Source organism: Actinomycetospora straminea (assembly GCF_028737255.1).
GTDB classification, from domain to species: domain Bacteria; phylum Actinomycetota; class Actinomycetes; order Mycobacteriales; family Pseudonocardiaceae; genus Actinomycetospora; species Actinomycetospora straminea.
Genome location: NZ_JAQZAN010000031.1, coordinates 23,184 through 41,373 on the forward strand (window position 1 = coordinate 23,184; position 18,190 = coordinate 41,373).

Here is an 18,190-nt window from a genome sequence, read left to right on the forward strand (position 1 = left end):
AGCCGGTACTCTACGGCTGTAGAGGCGGCGTCGGGAAGGGGCCATCCGTGGACCGTCGGGACGTGCTCGCCGACGCGGCGATCGCCGTGCTCGCCCGCGACGGTGGCCGCGGGCTGACCCACCGCGCGGTCGACGCCACCGCGGAGCTCGCCGAGGGCACCAGCTCCTACTACTTCCGCACCCGCGCGGCCCTGCTCCAGGCCTGCGTCGACCGGCTGACCGCCCGGACCCTCGCCGAGGTGCCGTCCGCGACCCGCCCCCCGGCCGACGTCGACGAGCTCGTCGAGGCCGCGGTCGCGCTGGTCGGGCGCTGGCTCACCGCCGATCGCGACCGGCTGCTCGCGCGGTGGGAGCTGGCCCTGGAGTCGACGCGGCGCCCCGAGCTCGGCGCGGCCCTGCGGACCGGGGGCGCCCGTATCCGTCAGCGCGTCGCGGCGACCCTGGACGGGCTGGGTGTGCCCGACCCCGCGCGCCGCGCCGACGACCTCGTCGCCTGCCTCGACGGCCTCGCCTTCGACGACCTCGCCGGCGCCGGCCCGCAGCGCGACGCCGCGGGGCTGCGGGCCGCGGTCACCGACGCCGTGCACGGGTTCACGTCCGGCCGGGCGTGACCCGCCGCCGCGGCAGGAGCGCCAGCACCGCCACCGCGAGCACGATCTCGAGCGCGAACGCCGCCTGCTGCAGCACCGCGTCGACCAGCGGGAAGTGCGCGAGGTGGAAGGTGTGGAACACCGCGTGCGGCACGGCGAACACCAGGAACGCGACGACCGCCGCGATCACCAGCCGCCGGTCGGGCCACCACGCCGCGAACGCCAGGACGACGCCCAGGGCGAGCGTGCCGGCGCCGTGGTCGCGCACGAGGTGCTCGTTGTACGGCGGGAGCAGGGCGACCCAGGGCGTCCCGCCGTACGGGAAGACCTCGTAGAAGGCCAGGGGCAGGACGAGTGCCCAGAACCCGACCACGACCTGGGAGGCGGCGAGGACGCCGAGCAGCGCCCTCACGACCGCACGCCCGCCGCGAGGTACTGCTCGAAGGTGACGACGCCCTCGGCGTGCGCCGGCGTGAGGTGGGCGCCCTCGCGGTATCCGCGGGCGATGGCCCCGGGCAGGCGGAGCGGCAGCACCGGACGGCGCTTCCCGGTCGCCCGCGCCCAGGTGCGCGCGAGGTCGTCCATCGCCCGGACCTCCGGCCCGCCGAGGTCCGGCACGCGACCCGAGGCCGGCGCGGCGACGAGGTCCGCGAGGCGCGCGGCGACGTCGCCGACCGCGATCGACTGGAACGACGTCCCGGCCAGCACCGGCAGGACACCGACGCGGGCGGTGGCGGCGAAGAGCATGGCGAGCAGGTCGTGGAACTGCGTCGCGCGCAGGATCGTCCACCCCAGCCCCGAGCCCTCGACGAGCTGCTCGCTGCGCACCTTCTCGCGGTAGTAGGGCAGCGGGACGCGGTCGGCGCCGACGATCGAGATGTGCACGAGGTGCGCCACCCCGGCCCGGCGCGCGGCGTCCACGAGGCGCGCGGTGGCCGTGGCGTCACCCCGGGGGCGGCTGGCCAGGTGGACGAGTGTGTCGATCCCCGCCAGCGCCGCGTCGAGCCCCTCCCCGGTGGCGAGGTCGCCGACCACCCGCCCCGGCCCCGCGCGGCGGCTCAGCACCCGCGGGTCGTCGAGCAGCGGGACGAGCGCGCGCCCCAGCGTCCCCGTCCCCCCGGTCACCAGCACCGTCATGACGTCCTCCCGGTCCCCGGGCGCCCGGTCGGCGCCCCCTCAGGACGGTCGACCGGACAGCCCCGCCGAACGTGACAGCTGCCCGGCGAGGAACGCGAGCTTCTCGGGGTTGCGCAGGATCCGGACCGTGGCGACCTGCTCGCCGGCGGGCTCGATCGTCAGGACCCCGTCGAGCACGCCGTCGACGAACGCGATCGCCGCCGGCGCGCCGTTGATCTCCGCGGCCGCGCCGCTCCGCCGGGGTCGCCGGGCCCCGAGGACGCCGACGAGGAAGCGGGCGACGGCGTCGCGGCCGTGCACGGGGCGCCGCGCGGCGCTGACCTTGCCCCCACCGTCGGACCACACCGTGACGTCGGCGGCCAGCAGCGCCTCGAGCCCGGCGACGTCGCCCTCCCGCGCGGCGGCCACGAAACGCGCGAGCAGCGGGCCGACGTCGGCCGGGTCGGTGGGCGGGGTCGTGGGTACCGGCGTCGGTGGCTGTGCCAGGTGGCGCCGGGCGCGGGTGTGCAGCTGGCGCGAGCCGGCCTCGGTGACGTCGAGGACCGCGGCGACCTCGGCGTGGCTGTGCCCGAACGCCTCGCGCAGCACGTAGACCGCGCGCTCGGGCGGGGTCAGGCGCTCCAGCGTCGTGAGCAGGGCCAGCGACACCGACTCCCGCTCCTCGACGGTCGCGGCGGGGCCGGTGGCCGGGTCGGTGGTGAGGATCGGCTCGGGCAGCCAGGGGCCGACGTAGGTCTCGCGGCGCGCGCGGGCCGAGTCGAGGCGGTTGAGGCAGAGCCGGGTGACGACGGTCGTCAGCCACGCCGCGGGGTTCTCGACGTCCTGCTCGCGGCCCGCCCAGCGCAGCCAGGCGTCCTGCACCACGTCCTCGGCGTCGTGCGCCGACCCCAGCATCCGGTAGGCCAGGCCGAACAGCCGGGGACGCTGGGCGGTGAAGGCGTCCGTCGTCACGCCCGCCATCCTGGCCCGCCCCGGTGAGGGTTGCCTTCGAGTGCGCTCGAAGTCCTACGGTCGGTGGTGTGAGCGTGACGACGGACCGGCTGCGGGGCCTCATCGAGACGACCGCGGGCGAGCTGCCCCCGCTGACCGTCGAGCTGGTGCGGGATCTCGAGATCCCCGAGCAGATGACCATCGCCGACGTGGCCGCGCTGACCGGCCTGTCGGCCCACACGCTGCGCTACTACGAGCGCATCGGCCTGGTCGAGGTCCCGCGCGACGGGGCGGGGCGCCGGGTCTACGACCGGGAGGCGGTCGGGCGCGTCGTGTTCATCACGCGGCTGCGCGACTCGGACATGCCGATCGCGGCGATCGCCCGCTACGTCGAGCTCGTCAAGCAGGGTCCCGACACCGAGCCGGAGCGCCTGGCGCTGCTCGAGGCCCACCGCGAGGACATCCTGCACCGCCTGCGCGACCTGCAGGGCGCCCTCGCCGTCGTCGACTACAAGATCACGACCTACGGCGGGTCCTGCGGGAGCTGACCTTCCCATGGCGTCGCCATAGAATCCCCCGATGGCGCGGCAGAAGGACCCGGCGGTGCGCACGCAGCTGCTGGAGCGTGCCGCGCGGATGCTCCGGGAGCGCGAGCCGATCACGTTGCGGTCGCTCGTCGCCGGGACCGGGGTCTCGACGATGGCCGTCTACACCTACTTCGGCGGGATGGACGGGGTGTGGCGGGCGCTGCGCCAGGAAGGCTTCACGCGGCTGGCGGCCCGCCTCGACGCGCTCGTCGTGCCCGCCGACCCCGTCGAGGACCTCGTGGCGGGGACCGCCGCCTACGCCGTCAACGCCCTCGAGCACCCCGACCTCTACCGCGTCATGTTCGACGCGACCGTCGAGCTCGAGGACGTCGCGGCCGCCGAGGCCACCCTCGGGTACCTCGAGCGCGCCGCGCGACGCTGCCTCGAGGAGGGTCGGATCGCGCCCGACGCCGACCCCGACCGGCTCGCCACCGAGGTCTGGACCGTCTGCCACGGGATCGTGTCGCTGGTGGTCAGCCGGGTCGCGTCCCGGCGCACCCTCGCCTCGGGCGTCCCCCTGCTCACCGCGGTGATCGTCGCGGCCGGCGACGACCCCGCGGCCTGCCGGCGGTCGGTCGAGGCCGGCTGGGCGGCGCTGCGCCCGACGCGGGACAGCAGCACTCAGGGCAGGGCTCAGGACAGCACGGCGACGGCGTCGACCTCGACGAGGTAGCCCGGAGCGGCCAGCGCGGTGACCCCGATCCAGGTGCTCGGCTGCTGGAGCTCGACGCCGAGGGCCGCGGCCGCCCGGTCGCGCCCGGCGACGAGCTGCTCGGCCTGCGACGCGTCGAGGCCGACGACGTAGATCGTGACCTTGGCCAGGTCGGCGAGCGTCGCCCCGACCGCGTCGAGCGCGGCGGCGACGTTGAGGAAGGCCTGCTCGGTCTGGGCGGCGAGGTCGTCGCGGCCCACGAGGTTCCCGTCGACGTCCCAGGACACCTGGCCGGCCAGGTAGACGGTGCGCGAGCCCCGCGTGTCGGCGACCTGGTGGTGGACGTCGACCCGGTGGACGCGCTCGGGGTGCACCAGCTGCACGGACATCGTCGTGCTCCTCTCGCCGGACGTCGTCTTGCGATAGCACAGCTATGCTATACCTCGTGCGAGCGCGCTGTCGGCACCGCCACAGACGCCACGCCCCGCGCGCGGCGCGCTGGTCTCGTCCCGATCGACCACGTCCGCCGCCCGCTCGGCCGAGCCTGCGCCCCCTATGTGAGCGATTTTCCCGGCTATAGCCGGGAAAATCGCTCACATACGGCGAACGGCCTAGCCCTCCGCGTCGCCCTCGGCCTCGAGGAACGCCTCGCGGAGCTGCTCGACCATCGCCGGGTCCGGCGAGGCCCACAGCCCGCGGTCGACGGCCTCGAGCAGGCGCTCGGCCATGCCGTGCAGGGCCCAGGGGTTGGCCTCGCGGAGGAACGCCCGGTTCTCGGGGTCGAGCACGTAGTTCTCGGTCAGCGAGCCGTACATCCAGTCGCTGACCGTGCCCGCCGTCGCGTCCCAGCCGAAGAGGTAGTCGACGGTGGCGGCCATCTCGAACGCGCCCTTGTAGCCGTGCCGGCGCATGGCCGCCATCCACCGCGGGTTGACGACGCGACTCCGGAAGACGCGGGCGGTCTCCTCGATCAGCGACCGCGTCTTCACGCTCTCCGGCCGCGTCGAGTCCCCGACGTACGCCGCCGGCGCCGCCCCGGTCAGCGCGCGGACCGTGGCGATCATGCCGCCGTGGTACTGGTAGTAGTCGTCGGAGTCGGCGATGTCGTGCTCGCGGGTGTCGATGTTCTTCGCCGCCACCGCGATCCGCCGGTAGGCCGCGCGCATCTCCTCGACCGCCGACTCGCCCTGGCGCCCGCGGCCGTATGCGTGCCCGCCCCAGGTCGTGTAGATCTCGGCGAGGTCGGCGTCCCCGCGCCAGTCGCGCGAGTCCATCGCCTGCAGCAGCCCCGCCCCGTACGCGCCGGGGGGCGAGCCGAAGATGCGGGTGGTCGCCTGGGTCCACGACGATCCCGACGCCGCGTCCGCCCGCGCGTGCGCCGCGACGAAGTTGTCCTCGTCGGCCTCGTCGGTCAGGCCCGCGACGAGCTGCACCGCGTCGTCCATCGTCGCCACGACGTGCGGGAACGCGTCGCGGAAGAACCCGGAGATGCGCAGCACGACGTCCACGCGCGGCCGCCCGAGCTCGGCCGAGGGCACGACCTCGAGCCCCGTGACGCGCCGCGACGCCTCGTCCCACACCGGCCGGACGCCCATGAGCGCGAGCGCCTCGGCGACGTCGTCACCCGAGGTCCGCATCGCCGCGGTCCCCCACAGCGACAGACCGACCGACGTCGGCCACTCCCCGTCGTGGTCGGCGCGGTACCGCTCGAGCAGGGAGTCGGCGAGCATCTGCCCGGTCTCCCAGGCCAGCCGCGACGGCACCGCGCGCGGGTCGATCGAGTAGAAGTTGCGCCCGGTCGGCAGCACGTTGACCAGCCCGCGCAGCGGCGACCCGCTCGGGCCGGCCTTGACGTGCCCGCCGTCGAGGGCGTGCAGGACGCTGGTGATCTCGCCCGTGGTGCCGTCGAGGCGCGGCACGACCTCGGTGGCGGCGAAGGTCAGGATGTCGGTGACGGTCGGGTCCTGGCGGCCGAGCACCTCGAGCGTGACCTGGGCCGGGACGTCGTGGTTCGCCCAGTCCCGCTTCTCCATGCCGAGCACCAGCGAGTGCGCGACCTCCTCGACGCGGTCCACCTCGGTGCGCGGGGCCTCGTTCTCGGCCAGTCCCAGCGCCTCGCGCAGCCCGGGCAGCGATTGCGTGCCCGACCACAGCTGCCGCGCCCGCAGCACCGCGAGCACCATGTCGACCCGCTCCTGCCCGCTCGGCGCGCGCCCGAGGATGTGCAGGCCGTCGCGGATCTGCGCGTCCTTGATCTCGCAGAGCCAGCCGTCGAGGTGCATGACGAAGTCGTCGAAGCGCTCGTCGTCGGGCTGGTCGGTGACGCCGAGGTCGCTGTCGAGCTTCGCGGCCTGGATCAGCTGCCAGATCTGCCCGCGGATCGCGGTGATCTTGCCGGGGTCCATCGCCTGGATCGACGCGTACTCGTCGAGCAGCTGCTCGAGCCGCGCGAGGTCGCCGTACGACTCCGCGCGCGCCATCGGCGGCACGAGGTGGTCGACGAGCGTCGCGTGCGCCCGGCGCTTGGCCTGGGTGCCCTCGCCCGGGTCGTTGACGAGGAACGGGTAGACCAGCGGCAGGTCGCCGAGGATCGGGTCGGGCGCGCAGGACGCACTGCTCGCGACCGTCTTGCCCGGCAGCCACTCCAGGTTGCCGTGCTTGCCGACGTGCACCAGCGCGTGCGCCCCGAACGAGCTCTGCAGCCAGCGGTAGGCCGCCAGGTAGTGGTGGCTCGGCGGCAGGTCGGGGTCGTGGTAGATCGCGATCGGGTTCTCGCCGAAGCCGCGCGGCGGCTGCATCATCACGACGACGTTGTCCCGCTGCAGCGCGGCGACGGTGATCGCGCCGTCGTGCAGGAACATCGCGCCCGGCGCCGGGCCCCAGTGCTCCTCGACGCCCGCGCGGAAGTCCTCGGGCAGCGAGGCGAACCACGCCGTGTACTCGTCGACGGGGATGCGGATCGGGTTGGCGGCGAGCTGGTCCTCGGACAGCCAGTCCTGGTCGTAGCCGCCGGCGTCGATGAGCGCGCGGATGAGCAGGTCGCCGTCGCCCTCGGCGAGACCCGGCACCTCCCCGACCCCGTACCCGGCGTCCTTCATCGCCGCCAGGAGGCGCACCACCGACGCCGGCGTGTCCAGCCCGACCGCGTTGCCGATGCGGGCGTGCTTCGTCGGGTAGGCGGACAGCACGAGGGCGATGCGCTTCTCGGCGTTCGGCACGTGGCGCAGCCGCGCGTGCGACACCGCCAGCCCCGCGACGCGCGCGGCCCGCTCGGGGTCGGCGACGTAGACCGGCAGCCCGTCGGCGTCGGTCTCCTTGAACGAGAACGGCACGGTGATGATCCGGCCGTCGAACTCCGGCACGGCCACCTGGTTGGCGGCGTCCAGCGGGCTCACGCCGTCGTCGTCGGCGAGCCACTCCTCGCGGGTGCGCGTGAGGCAGAGCGCCTGGAGGATCGGGACGTCGAGCGCGGCGAGCGCGCCGGTGTCCCAGCTCTCGTCGTCGCCGCCGGCGCTGGCGGTCGCGGGCTTGGACCCGCCGGCGGCGAGCACCGTGGTGACCAGGACGTCCGCCTGCGCCAGCACGGCGACCAGGTCGTCGTCGGGGGTGCGCAGCGAGGAGCAGAAGACCGGCTCGGGCACCCCGCCGGCGTCGACCACCGCGCGGCACAGGGCGTCGACGAACGCCGTGTTCCCGGCCATGTGGTGGGCGCGGTAGTAGACGACGGCGACGCGGGGGCGGGCGGGGGGTGTGGCAGCGAACGCGCTGTTCGTTGCGCTAGAAGCAGCGAACAGCGCGTTCGCTGCGTCCTCCGGGTGCTCCCAGCCGTCGAGGCGCCCCCAGGTCGGCATCTCGGCGGGCGGCTCGAAGCCGTGGCCGGTGAGCAGCACGGTGTCGGACAGGAAGTGGTGGAGCTGCGCGAGGTTCTCCGGCCCGCCCTGGGCGAGGTAGAGGTGCGCCTGGGTCGCGACGCCGACCGGCACGGTCGACGACTCCATGAGCTGCGCGTCCGGGCTCTGCTCCCCGCCGAGCACGACGACGGGCCGCGGCTGCGACGGCGCGAGCAGCGCGTCCAGCCCGGCCTCCCACGCCTGGCGCCCGCCGAGCAGGCGCACGACGACGAGGTCGACGCCGTCGAGCAGACCGTCGAGCTCGTCCACCGCCACCCGCGCGGGGTTCGCCCAGCGCCAGCCACCCTCCTGACCGGGTGCGCTGGCCCGCGCCGAGCGCAGGTCGGTGTCCGAGGTCGAGAGCAGCAGGAGCACCGCGCCTCCAGGCCGATGTCTGAACACCTAGATAGATGTTGAGGACCAGTCGTGGCTACTGTGTCACGGATGCCCGCCCCCCGACGACGTGACGGTGCCCCGGTGCGGGCCCGGGCGGACGCGTGCCCGGGGGCCTGGCGTCGTCACGACGCCGCCGACGGGGCGCTCGCGCGGTTCCGCCCGGTGGGCGGCGCGATCGCCCCCGCGGAGCTGCGCCTCCTGGCGGATGCTTCCGACACCGCCGCCGACGCCGCCCCGCTCGAGCTCACGTCGCGGGGATCCTGGCAGGTGCGCGGCCTCACGGTGAAGGGTGCCGACGATCTCGCCGCGGCCCTCGCCGCCGTCGGCGGGCCCGCCCCGCTCCTCGACGACCAGGGCCGCGACGTGCCCTGCAGCGTCGTCGCCTCGCCGCGCTCGCGCGCGGTGGACGCCCCGGCCCGCGCGATCGCCGACGCCCTGCGCGGGCGCACCGACGTCCCCGGCCGCCTGCTCGTCGCCGTCGACGACGGCACCGGCGACGTCCTGGGCCTCGACGCCGACGTGGCCGTGGTGCTCGGGACTCCCGCACGCCTGCACCTCGCCGGCGCCCCCACCGACATCCCCGCCGCTGGCCCCACCGCTGGCCCCACCGCTGACCCGGCCGGCCTGGCCCTCGCCGCGATCGAGGCCTTCCTCGCCGTGCGCGGCGACGCCTGGCGCGTGGCCGAGGTGGGCGCCGCCGCCGTGCTCGGTGCGCTGCGCACTCGTGAGCAGAAAAGAGTGCTGGAGCACGCGGAAGTGCTCACGTGCGCGGAGCGCACCTGCGTCGAGGTCCTCCCCCGCCTGGGCGAGGTGACGCCCGCCGCCGCGCGGGTGCTCGCCGACCTCGGCGACGAGGGCGCGGCGCTGCGCGTCACGCCGTGGCGGACGGTGGTGCTGCGCGATCCCCCCGACGACGCCCGGGAGCGCCTCGCCGCCCACGTCGAGACCGGGCCGTCGCGCTGGGCGAGCCTCTCGGCCTGCGTCGGCGCGCCCCGGTGCGCCAAGTCGCACACCGACGTCCGCGGCGACCTCGCCCGCGCCGTCGCCACCGGCCGCGCGGGCGGGCTGCTGCACGCGCACTGGGTCGGCTGCGCGCGGGCCTGCGGCACGCCGGCGGGGCCGGTCGCCGTGGTCGAGGGCACGCCCGGCGGTACCTATCGCACGATCGTCCGAACAGGGAGGGTGTCGGGGTGAGCGAGACGACGGAGAGGTCGGCCGTCCCCTCCTACGTCGCCGACGGGCCGGAGATCTACCGCCGGTCGTTCGCGATCATCCGCGCCGAGGCGGACCTCGCGCACCTGCCCGAGGACGCCCACGACACGGTCGTCCGCATGATCCACTCCTGCGGGATGGTCGACCTCGCCGCCGACACCGAGGTCTCCCCCGGTGCGGTCGCCGCCGCCCACGCGGCCCTGCGCGGCGGGGCGCCGATCCTCTGCGACGCGATGATGGTCGCGAGCGGCATCACGCGGCGCTTCCTGCCCGCGGACAACGAGGTGCTCTGCACCCTGCACGATCCGCAGGTCCCCGACCTCGCCGCCACCCTGCACACCACCCGCAGCGCCGCCGCCCTCGAGCTGTGGCGCGAGCACCTCGACGGCGCGGTCGTCGCGATCGGCAACGCCCCGACCGCCCTGTTCCGCCTGCTCGAGATGATCGAGCAGGGCGCGCCCCGCCCGGCCGTCGTGCTCGGGCTGCCCGTCGGGTTCGTCGGGGCGATGGAGTCGAAGGCGGCGCTCGTGGGTCATCCGGCGGGGCTGGAGCACGTCGTCGTCCACGGCCGCCGCGGCGGCTCGGCGATGACGGTCGGCGCGGTCAACGCGCTCGCGCTGGGGGCGCGGCCGTGACCGGCACCCTCTACGGCGTGGGCGTCGGCCCCGGCGACCCGTCGCTGATGACCGTGCGCGCCGTCGACCTCGTCCGCGGCGCCGACGTCGTCGCCTACCACTGCGCGCGCCACGGCCGCTCCCACGCGCGCGGGATCGTCGCGCAGTACCTCGGGACCCAGGTCGAGGAGCAACTCACCTACCCCGTCACCACAGAATCGACCGACGACTACCAGGGCCGCCTCGACGCCTTCTACGCCGAGGCCGCCGCCCGCCTGGCCGCGCACCTCGACGCCGGCCGCGACGTCGTGGTGATCGCCGAGGGCGACCCGTTCTTCTACGGCTCGTACATGCACCTCCACAAACGCCTCGCCGACCGCTACCCCACCGAGGTGGTGCCCGGCGTGACGTCGGTGGCGGCCGCGGCGGCGGCGCTCGGGCGCCCGCTGGTGGAGCGCGACGAGGTGCTCACCGTCCTGCCCGGCACCCTCCCGCCCGACGAGCTCGCCGCGCGCCTCGCCCAGACCGACGCCGCGGCGGTGATGAAGCTCGGGCGCACGTTCACCGGGGTCCGCGCGGCGCTCGCGACGTCGGGGCGGCTCGACGAGGCCTTCTACGTCGAGCGCGCCTCCACCGACGCGCAGCGCACCGCCCCGCTCGCCGACGTCGCGCCCGACTCGGTGCCGTACTTCGCCGTGGGCGTCGTGCCGTCGCGGGTGCACGCGGACACGACGCCGACCGCGCGCGCGGAGACCGCCGCCCTGATCGACCGGGAGGTCGACGGCCACCGCCTCGGCGACGTGGTCGTCGTCGGCCTCGGCCCGGGCGCCCGCGACCGCCTGACCCCCGAGGCCGCCGCCGCGCTGGCCGCCGCGGACGACGTCGTCGGCTACGCCACCTACACCGCCCGCGTGCCCCCGAACCCACGCCAGCGGGTGCACGCCTCGGACAACAAGGTGGAGTCCGAGCGCGCCGCGTTCGCCCTCGACCTCGCCCGCGGCGGCCGGCGGGTGGCCGTCGTGTCGTCCGGCGACCCGGGGGTGTTCGCGATGGCGTCGGCGGTCGTCGAGGTCGCCGCCGCCGACTACCCCGACGTGCCCGTGCGCGTCGTCCCGGGCGTCTCGGCCGCCCAGGCCGTGGCCGCCCGCGTCGGCGCCCCGCTCGGGCACGACTACGCGATGATCTCCCTGTCCGACCGCCTCAAGCCGTGGGAGGTCGTCGAGCGCCGGCTGGCCGCGGTCGCCGACGCCGACATGGCGGTCGCGCTGTACAACCCGGCGTCGCGGTCGCGGACCTGGCAGGTCGAGGCCGCCCGCGACCTGCTGCTCAAGTACCGCGACCCGTCGACGCCCGTGGTGGTCGGCCGGGACGTCGACGGGCCGGAGGAGTCGGTCCGCGTGGTGCGGCTCGCCGACCTCGTCCCGGGCGAGGTGGACATGCGCACCCTGCTCATCGTCGGCGCCTCGACGTCGCGCTGGCCCGCGCCGGGCACCGTCTACACGCCGCGCCGCTACGGCTGATCCCCCTCCAGGGGGATCCAGTTCCAGTCCTCGCCCGGCCGGACGCGGGCGACGAGCCGGCCGCAGGTCGGGCAGAAGATCTCGTCGGCGGCCATGAACTCGTTGCCGGAGTCGAAGTTGGTCACCACCCACGCATGCTGGCGTCCGCCCAGGCACAACCACTGCTCGTCAGCCATCCCCGGATCGTGTCAGGCGACCTGGGTCAGCGTCGCCGACTCGTAGGGGCGCGTCTCCCACTGGTCGAGCGGGAGGTCGGCGACGGAAGCGAACAGCTCCTGCGCGCCGGCGGCCATCGCCTCCGGCGACGCCCAGACGGAGATCGCGACGATCCGCGAGCCGTCGGCCTCCTCGAACGCGCCGATCTCGTCGAGACCCTCGATGTGCGCCGAGGCCTCACGGATGACGGACATCGCCGCGAGCATGTCCTCGCGGTGCTCGGGCTTGGGGAAGTGGACGACCTGGAACAGGACGCGGGACATCGGTTCTCCTCGGGGTGAGCTGTGGACGAGCTGGCGTGCGGTCTCGAGGGCCGCGCCCCACAGCGCGTGCAGGACGCGGCGCCCCGAGACCCCGGTGGTCATGCCCAGAGCCCCACGGGGTTGCCGTCGGGGTCGGCGACGACGGCGATGCGGCCGTAGCCCCCGGGCAGCTCCATGGGGGGCAGGAGGGTGGCGGCGCCGAGGTCGCCGGCGCGGGCCAGGTCGCCCTCGAGGTCGTCGACCCGCACGTAGATCTTCACGCCGGTGTCGCCCGGGCCCTGCGACGGGCTGATGCCGCCGGGGATCGCGTCGTCGCCGGCGCCGGTGTCGACCATCGCGTAGCCCTCCATCGACGGGTCGTCGCTGGTCGTCCAGCCGAACAGGGCGCTGTAGAACTCGCGGATCTTCTCGGGCGCGGTGCTGGTGATCTCGAAGTACGCGACGGGCTGGCCCATGGTGACCTCCTGAGTCGGTTGGTGTGCGGCTAACGTTAGTATCTGCTTTCGTTAGCTGTCAAGGGACAGTTCGGGTTTGAGGCCGGGCATACTCGACGCGTGCGGCGCTTCCGCCGGTCCCCTCCCCGCCGGCCCCTCGACGCGGTCGAGCTCGCGGAGGCGGCCGCCCTCGGCGATCTCGTCGCCGTCGTGTGCGTCCTGACGCGCCTCTTCCCGATCGGCCCGCTCGGGACGGTCATCGCCGCGTTCCCGGCGGCGGTGCTCTCCGCCCGCCGGCCCGGGCGCACGGGGGCGATCGGGGTGCTCGTCGCCGTGGTCGTCGCCTTCCTCGTCGGCGGGGTCGGCCCGGCCGGGAGCGCTGCCTCGGCGGCGTCGCTGGGCTGGCTGCTCGGGGTGGGGGCCCGGCGCGGGTGGTCGACGGTGCGGACGGCGCTGACCGGCGTCGTCGTCCTCGCCCTGCCGACCTCGCTGCTCGGGACGGCGCTGCTCGCGCTGCTCGCCGCCTACCGCGAGCTCGTCCTCGACCAGCTGCGCACGTCGTGGAGCGGCATGGCCCGCCTCCTGCGCGGGGTCGGGGCGACCGACCACGTCATCGCCACCGGCGACCGGGTGGTCGCCGTCATCACCGGCTACTGGTGGGTGACCCTGCCCGCCGCGGCGGTCGTCGCCACGTTGTTCGGGGTCGCGCTCGCGGCGCTCGTGCTGGCGCGCCCGCTGCGCGCGGTGCGGCGCCTGCTGCCCACCGACCTCGCCGGCCGGCTGCCCACCGGGCACACCGAGGCCGCCGCGCCGCTGCCCCTGCGGCTGCGCGGCGTCGCGCTGCCCTCGGGCCCGCCGGTCGACCTGGACCTCGACGCGGGCACGTTCGCCGTGGTCACCGGCCCGAACGGGGCCGGGAAGTCGACGCTCGGGCGCGTGGTGGCCGGGCGGCCGCCGGCGGAGGGCACCGTCGAGCGCCCGGGCGACGCGGGCCTCGGCGTGGTCGGCGGGACGGGGATGGTGTTCCAGCGTCCCGACAGCCAGGTGCTCGGCGTGCGCGCCGCCGACGACCTGCGCTGGGGTCTCCCGCCCGGCCAGGACGTGCCGGTCGACGCCCTGCTCGCGCGCGTCGGGCTCGAGGGCGCCGGCGACCGGGAGACGGCGACGCTCTCGGGCGGCGAGCTCCAGCGCCTGGCGGTCGCGGCGCTGCTCGCGCGCCGGCCCGCGGTCGTGGTCAGCGACGAGAGCACCGCGATGCTCGACCCGGACGGGCGCGAGGAGGTCACCGCCCTGCTCCGCAGCCTCACCCGCACCGAGGGCGTCGCCGTCCTGCACATCACCCACCACGACCCCGGATCCGCCGACGTCGCCGTCGCGCTGCCGGGCCCCGACCGCGCGCCGGCCGCCCCGCCCGGGTCGTGGGGCCCGCCCCGTCCCGCGGCCGGCGGCACGCTGCGCCTGCGCGGGGTCGACGTCGTCCACGACGCGGGCACCCCGTGGCGACGCCCGGTGCTCGCCGGCGTCGACCTGCGCATCCCCGCCGGACACACGGTGCTGGTCACGGGCCCGAACGGCGCCGGCAAGACGAGCCTCGCGTGGCTGCTCGCCGGCCTCGCCACCCCCGCCCGCGGCACCGCCACCCTCGACGGCGCGCCCCTGCGCAACGGGCGCGACGGCGCGCTGCTCGCCGTCCAGCACGCGCGCCCGGCCCTGCTGCGCCCGACCGTGGGAGAGGAGGTCGAGGACGCCGCCGGCGTCGGGCCGCGCACCGCCGACACCACCCTCGCCGCCCTCGGCCTCGACCCGGCGGTCTACCGCGACCGACCCGTCGACGAGCTCTCCGGCGGCGAGCAGCGCCGGGTCCTGCTCGCCGGGCTGCTCGGGGCGGGCCCGCGCGTGCTCGTGCTCGACGAGCCGCTCGCCGGGCTCGACACCGACGCCGCCACGGCCGTGCGCAACGCCCTGCGCGCGGCACGGGCGGCGGGGACGACGCTGATCGTCGTCACCCACGACACCGCGCCCCTGGCCGACCTCGCGGACGAGGTGCTGCACGTCGACGACGGGACGGTGTACGGGCCGCCGACGCTGGTGGGGCCGCACGACTCGGACCCCACCGTGAAGGAGCGACGCGGGCGCGGCGCGCTCGGGGCCGTGCGCACGCTGCCGCACCCCTCGCCGCTGCACCGGGCCTGGGCGGGGACGAAGATCGCGGCGCTAGGGCTGACCGCGGGCTGCCTGTTCGTCGACCCGACCTGGCCGACGCTCGCGGCCGCGACCGCGGTGCTGCTGGTCGGGGCGGTCGCCGCCCGCCTGCCCCGCGGCGCCGTGCCCCGCCCGCCGCGCTGGCTGCTGTTCTGGCTGCCGGCGATCGTGCTCTCGACGCTGTCGACGCGCCCGCCGCTGGTCGAGGTGTTCGGCACCGAGCTGAGCATCGGCGGGCTGGAGCGGGTCGTGCTGTTCCTCGCGACGACGCTGGTCTCGCTGCTCGGGGCGGCGCTGCTCATCGCGACCACCCCGCTGGGCGCGTTCCCGCCGCTGCTCGAGCGGTTGGCACGGGTCGGGCGGCGGCTGCGCCTCCCGCTGCGCACGCCGACGACCGGGATCGCGCTGGGCCTGCGCCTCGTGCCGCTGCTGCTCGCCGAGGGCCGCACGTCCTGGCAGCTGCTGGGCCAGCGCCGGCCCGCGGGGCGGCAGTCGGTGCCGGTGCGCGAGCAGGTCCGCACGGGCGTGCGGACGGCGATGCTCGCCTGCGCCATGGCCGTGCGCCGGGCCGCCGAGACGGGCGAGGCGATCACCGCGCGGGGCGGCCTCGGGGCGGTCGCCGGCCCCGACCAGCGCCCGGGCCTCCGCGACCTCGTCCTGCTGCTCGTCGTCGCCGCCATCCTCGCCGTCGGGGTGCTGGCGTTCTAGCGGAGCGGTGTCTTCAGGACACGCCTCCCACCGCCTCCGCCGCCGCGGTCACCGTCGCCACCGCCAGGATGCCGGCCGGCAGGGGCGGGCGGTCCACGAGCAGCACCGGCAGCGACCGCTCGCGGGCGGCGACGAGCTTGGCCTCGGTCGCGCCGCCGGAATCCTTGGCGACGACCAGCGTGATCGCGTGGCGCGCGAGCAGCGCCCGCTCGTCGTCGAGGGCGAACGGGCCGCGCGCCAGCACGAGCTCGCTGCGCGGCGGCAGCACGGCGGGCGCCTCGATCGCCCGCACGAGGAACCACGCGTCGACGTCCACGAACGCCTCGACGCCCTGGCGGCCGGTCGCGAGCAGCACCCGCGCGCCGGCCGGGACCGCCGCCGCCGCGGCCGGGAGCGACGGCACGCGGGTCCAGCGGTCGCCCGGGCCCGCGGTCCACCCGGGCCGGCGCAGCACGACGAGCGGGGTGCCGGTGCTGGACGCGGCCGCCGCGGCGTGGTCGGTCATCGTCGCCGCGAACGGGTGGGTGGCATCGACCAGCACGTCGACCTCGCCCAGCGCCGCCGCGAGGCCCTCGACCCCGCCGAACCCGCCCGTGCGCACCTCCCCCGACGGCAGCCGGGGGTGGCGCGTGCGCCCGGCCAGCGACGTCGTCACCGCGTGGCCCGCGGCCGCCAGCCGCGCCGCCAGCTCCCGCGCCTCGGCCGTGCCGCCGAGCACGAGCACCCGCCGCGTCACGGGGACCCCGCCGCCCCGCGTCGCGTGATCAGCAGTGCGCTGGGCACCTCGACGGGACCCGCGAGGTGCCTCAGGTCCTCCTGATCTCCGGCACCGGTCGGGCTCACGGCCGGGCGCGCGTCGCGGAGTAGAGGTGCGAGTCGCAGCCCTCGGCCACGCCCACCACCGGCCCCACGACGATCACCGCGGTGCGCCGCACGTCGGCGGCCTCGACGCGCTCGGCGATGTCGGCGAGCGTGCCCCGCAGCACCACCTCGTCGTCCCGCGACGCCCGGGCCACCACCGCCACGGGCTCCGACGCCGGCCGGTGTTGCCGCAGCGCCGCCACCACCTCGGCGCACCGCTGCACGGCCAGGTGCAGCACGAGCGTCCCGCCGGCCGCGGCCCAGACGTCGAGCGACTCCCCCGGCGGCATGGGCGTGGCGTTGGCGGCGTCGCGGGTGAGCACCACCGACTGGCCCACTCCCGGCACGGTCAGCTCGGTGCGCAGGGCCGCGGCGGCGGCCGCGAAGGCGGGGACGCCGGGCACGATCTCCCACGGCACGCCGGCCTCGTCGAGGCGTCGCGCCTGCTCGGCGACCGCCGAGAACACCGCCGGGTCGCCCGAGCACAGCCGCGCCACGTCGTGGCCGGCCTCGTGGGCGGCGACGAGCTCGGCGGTGATCTCGTCGAGCGTCATCCGCGCGGTGTCGACCTGCCGCGAGTGCGGCGGGCACTGCCCCAGCAGCTCGGGCGGCACGAGCGAGCCCGCGTAGAGGCAGACCGGGCTGGTCGCGATCGCGCGCAGCCCGCGCACGGTGATGAGGTCGGGGGCGCCGGGGCCCGCGCCGACGAAGCGGACGGTCACTCACCCATCCTTGCGCGCGACGAGCTGCGTGATGCCGGCCAGGGGCCGCCACCCGGAGAACCGTCCGACCGGCGCGACGCGCTCGATCCCGATCCGGCGCAGCGCCCCGCCGTGGTCGGCGCGGAACGCGGCGAGCGCGGCCTCGCCCTCCACGGTGACCGTGTTGACGACGAGCCGCCCGCCGGGACGCAGCGCGGCCCAGACCGCGTCGAGCATCCCGGGCGCGGACGCCCCACCGCCGACGAACACCGCGTCGGGCGCGTCGAGCCCCGCCAGCGCCTCGGGCGCCCGCCCGACCACCACCCGCAGCCCCGGCACCCCGAGCGTCGCGGCGTTGGCACGGATGCGCTCCGCCCGGTCGTCGCGCACCTCCACCGAGATCGAACGGCAGGCGGGGTGGTGGCGCATCCACTCGATCCCGACGCTCCCGGCCCCGCCGCCGACGTCCCAGAGCAGCGCGCCGGGCACGGGCCGCAGCGCGGTGACCGACAGCGCGCGGACCTCGGCCTTCGTCAGCTGGCCGTCGTGGTCGTAGGCGTCGTCGGGCAGGCCCGGGGCGCGGCCGAGGAGCCGGTCGTCGGGGACCTCGGGGCAGGTGACGGCGACGACGGCGAGCGGGTCGCCCGCGGGCTGGTCCCAGTCGCGCGCGCGGCCGTCGGCGCGGCTCTCCCCCGGCGCGCCGAGCGAGGCCAGCACGGTCAGCGTCGCCTCGCCGTACCCCCAGGCCGTCAGCGCGGCGGCCAGCGCGGCCGGGGCCTCGCCGTCGGGCACGAGCACGAGCAGCCGCCGTCGCGGCGCCAGCGCGGCCCGGACCGCCGCGAGCGGGCGCCCGACGGTCGAGAGCACCTCGACGTCCTGCGCCGCCCAGCCCAGCCGGGCACAGGCGAGCGCGAGCGAGGAGGGGGCGGGCAGCACGGTCGCCGTCGGGTCGTGGGCGAGGACGGCCGAGCCGATGCCGTAGAACGTCGGGTCGCCGCTGGCGAGGACCGCCAGCGACCGGTCGGCGTGCTCGGCGAGCAGCCCGGGCAGTGCGGGCATCAGCGGCGAGGGCCAGGTGACGTGCTCGGCGGCCGACGACGGCAGCAGCGCGAGCTGGCGCGGCGCGCCGAGCACGACGTCGGCCTTCTCCAGCGCGGCGCGGGCGGGCTCACCCAGCCCCGGCCACCCGTCGGCGCCGATGCCGACCACGGTCACGCTCACCACGACACCTCATCACGGACACCCCGCCGATCGGGCTGGGAGCCTCGTCACGCGCC

At 76.4% G+C, this 18,190-nt stretch carries 18 protein-coding genes; 7 read left to right on the forward strand and 11 right to left on the reverse strand.

Annotation, left to right across the window (positions count from 1 at the left end; genetic code table 11):
- Window positions 1-47 precede the first annotated feature (47 nt).
- Window positions 48-611: a TetR/AcrR family transcriptional regulator gene (locus tag PH190_RS28485; protein WP_274234919.1), complete on the forward strand. Its 564-nt coding sequence runs from the start codon at window positions 48-50 to the stop codon at window positions 609-611.
- Here the strand turns inward: PH190_RS28485 and PH190_RS28490 are convergent.
- The 3 genes from PH190_RS28490 to sigJ are packed head-to-tail and all read right to left on the reverse strand — an operon-like array spanning window position 592 to window position 2,678.
- Window positions 592-1,002 (reverse strand): hypothetical protein, encoded by a 411-nt coding sequence (locus tag PH190_RS28490; protein ID WP_274234920.1) that lies wholly within the window; start codon window positions 1,000-1,002, stop codon window positions 592-594. The two genes, PH190_RS28485 and PH190_RS28490, sit on opposite strands and share 20 nt — an antisense overlap.
- Window positions 999-1,727 carry an SDR family oxidoreductase gene (locus PH190_RS28495; RefSeq protein WP_274234921.1) on the reverse strand — a complete coding sequence of 243 codons (729 nt, stop codon included), beginning with the start codon at window positions 1,725-1,727 and terminating at the stop codon, window positions 999-1,001. Before PH190_RS28495 ends, PH190_RS28490 begins: the two co-directional genes overlap by 4 nt.
- Before the next feature lie 39 nt (window positions 1,728-1,766).
- Window positions 1,767-2,678 carry an RNA polymerase sigma factor SigJ gene (gene sigJ, locus PH190_RS28500; protein ID WP_274234922.1) on the reverse strand — a complete coding sequence of 304 codons (912 nt, stop codon included), beginning with the start codon at window positions 2,676-2,678 and terminating at the stop codon, window positions 1,767-1,769.
- Between the two features lie 68 nt (window positions 2,679-2,746).
- Between sigJ and PH190_RS28505 the strand changes: the two genes are divergently transcribed.
- A complete protein-coding gene (locus PH190_RS28505; protein ID WP_274234923.1) occupies window positions 2,747-3,205 on the forward strand; it encodes a MerR family transcriptional regulator in 459 nt (152 codons plus the stop codon).
- A 31-nt stretch (window positions 3,206-3,236) separates the two neighbouring features.
- Entirely contained in the window at window positions 3,237-3,917 is a 681-nt protein-coding gene (locus PH190_RS28510) for a TetR/AcrR family transcriptional regulator (RefSeq protein WP_274234924.1), read from the forward strand.
- On the opposite strand, the gene PH190_RS28515 is transcribed toward PH190_RS28510, so the two are convergent.
- Together PH190_RS28515 and cobN are read right to left on the reverse strand one after the other, a co-directional pair.
- Entirely contained in the window at window positions 3,878-4,285 is a 408-nt protein-coding gene (locus PH190_RS28515) for a RidA family protein (RefSeq protein WP_274234925.1), read from the reverse strand. The genes PH190_RS28510 and PH190_RS28515 overlap by 40 nt on opposite strands.
- Window positions 4,286-4,507: 222 nt before the next feature.
- Window positions 4,508-8,161 carry a cobaltochelatase subunit CobN gene (gene cobN, locus PH190_RS28520; protein WP_274234926.1) on the reverse strand — a complete coding sequence of 1,218 codons (3,654 nt, stop codon included), beginning with the start codon at window positions 8,159-8,161 and terminating at the stop codon, window positions 4,508-4,510.
- Between the two features lie 69 nt (window positions 8,162-8,230).
- Here cobN and PH190_RS28525 point away from each other — a divergent pair, with 69 nt between their 5' ends.
- Genes PH190_RS28525 through PH190_RS28535 form a run of 3 tightly spaced genes read left to right on the forward strand, consistent with a single transcriptional unit; the run spans window position 8,231 to window position 11,528 of the window.
- Window positions 8,231-9,376, forward strand: coding sequence for a precorrin-3B synthase (locus PH190_RS28525; RefSeq protein ID WP_274234927.1), 1,146 nt, complete (start codon window positions 8,231-8,233; stop codon window positions 9,374-9,376).
- Window positions 9,373-10,029, forward strand: a complete 657-nt coding sequence (locus PH190_RS28530) for a precorrin-8X methylmutase (RefSeq protein ID WP_274234928.1) — start codon at window positions 9,373-9,375, stop codon at window positions 10,027-10,029. Before PH190_RS28525 ends, PH190_RS28530 begins: the two co-directional genes overlap by 4 nt.
- The gene (locus PH190_RS28535; protein WP_274234929.1) at window positions 10,026-11,528 is read left to right on the forward strand and encodes a precorrin-2 C(20)-methyltransferase; all 1,503 of its coding nucleotides are present in this window, start codon (window positions 10,026-10,028) and stop codon (window positions 11,526-11,528) included. The genes PH190_RS28530 and PH190_RS28535 overlap by 4 nt, the downstream gene beginning before the upstream one ends.
- On the opposite strand, the gene PH190_RS28540 is transcribed toward PH190_RS28535, so the two are convergent.
- Genes PH190_RS28540 through PH190_RS28550 form a run of 3 tightly spaced genes read right to left on the reverse strand, consistent with a single transcriptional unit; the run spans window position 11,519 to window position 12,462 of the window.
- Window positions 11,519-11,704 carry a hypothetical protein gene (locus PH190_RS28540; protein WP_274234930.1) on the reverse strand — a complete coding sequence of 62 codons (186 nt, stop codon included), beginning with the start codon at window positions 11,702-11,704 and terminating at the stop codon, window positions 11,519-11,521. The two genes, PH190_RS28535 and PH190_RS28540, sit on opposite strands and share 10 nt — an antisense overlap.
- A gap of 12 nt (window positions 11,705-11,716) precedes the next feature.
- Complete coding sequence (locus PH190_RS28545; RefSeq protein ID WP_274234931.1) at window positions 11,717-12,109, reverse strand: hypothetical protein; 393 nt, start codon at window positions 12,107-12,109, stop codon at window positions 11,717-11,719.
- A complete protein-coding gene (locus PH190_RS28550) occupies window positions 12,106-12,462 on the reverse strand; it encodes a VOC family protein (RefSeq protein WP_274234932.1) in 357 nt (118 codons plus the stop codon). The genes PH190_RS28545 and PH190_RS28550 overlap by 4 nt, the downstream gene beginning before the upstream one ends.
- Window positions 12,463-12,561: 99 nt before the next feature.
- Here PH190_RS28550 and PH190_RS28555 point away from each other — a divergent pair, with 99 nt between their 5' ends.
- On the forward strand, window positions 12,562-15,351 hold the full coding sequence (locus tag PH190_RS28555; RefSeq protein ID WP_274234933.1) for a DUF2232 domain-containing protein: 2,790 nt from the start codon (window positions 12,562-12,564) through the stop codon (window positions 15,349-15,351).
- Between the two features lie 13 nt (window positions 15,352-15,364).
- Here the strand turns inward: PH190_RS28555 and PH190_RS28560 are convergent, their stop codons facing one another.
- From PH190_RS28560 to cbiE, 3 genes are all read right to left on the reverse strand, one after another.
- Window positions 15,365-16,087, reverse strand: coding sequence for a cobalt-precorrin-6A reductase (locus tag PH190_RS28560; RefSeq protein WP_274234934.1), 723 nt, complete (start codon window positions 16,085-16,087; stop codon window positions 15,365-15,367).
- A 103-nt stretch (window positions 16,088-16,190) separates the two neighbouring features.
- The gene (gene cobM / locus PH190_RS28565) at window positions 16,191-16,934 is read right to left on the reverse strand and encodes a precorrin-4 C(11)-methyltransferase (RefSeq protein ID WP_274234935.1); all 744 of its coding nucleotides are present in this window, start codon (window positions 16,932-16,934) and stop codon (window positions 16,191-16,193) included.
- A complete protein-coding gene (gene cbiE / locus PH190_RS28570) occupies window positions 16,935-18,134 on the reverse strand; it encodes a precorrin-6y C5,15-methyltransferase (decarboxylating) subunit CbiE (RefSeq protein WP_274234936.1) in 1,200 nt (399 codons plus the stop codon).
- Window positions 18,135-18,190: the final 56 nt, after the last annotated feature.